General features: G+C 60.6%; 1 pseudogene. It reads left to right on the top strand.

Going from position 1 to position 302, the window contains the following annotated elements:
* Window positions 1–302 (top strand): annotated as a pseudogene (gene fusA, locus E5162_RS14630) (elongation factor G); the annotation flags it as partial.

Here is a 302-nt window from a genome sequence, read left to right as displayed (position 1 = left end):
GCTGATGCACTCCAAGTCGCGCGAAGACATCAAGGAAGCCTTCGCAGGCGATATCGTCGCCATCGCGGGCCTGAAGGACACGACCACGGGTGATACGCTCTGCGATCCGGCAAAGCCTGTCATTCTGGAGCGGATGGAATTCCCGGAGCCGGTGATCGAGCTGGCCATCGAGCCGAAGTCGAAAGCGGACCAGGAAAAGCTTGGTGTTGCGCTTCAGCGCCTTGTGGCCGAGTACCCGTCCTTCCGCATGTCGACCGACGAAGAGTCCGGTCAGACGATCATTGCCGGTATGGGCGAGCTTC

Origin of the sequence: Marinicauda pacifica, from assembly GCF_004793635.1 — a bacterium.
Taxonomy (GTDB): Bacteria; Pseudomonadota; Alphaproteobacteria; order Caulobacterales; family Maricaulaceae; genus Marinicauda; species Marinicauda pacifica.
Note: the sequence above shows the minus strand (reverse complement) of the source record. Positions and strands in the feature narration are given on the sequence as shown.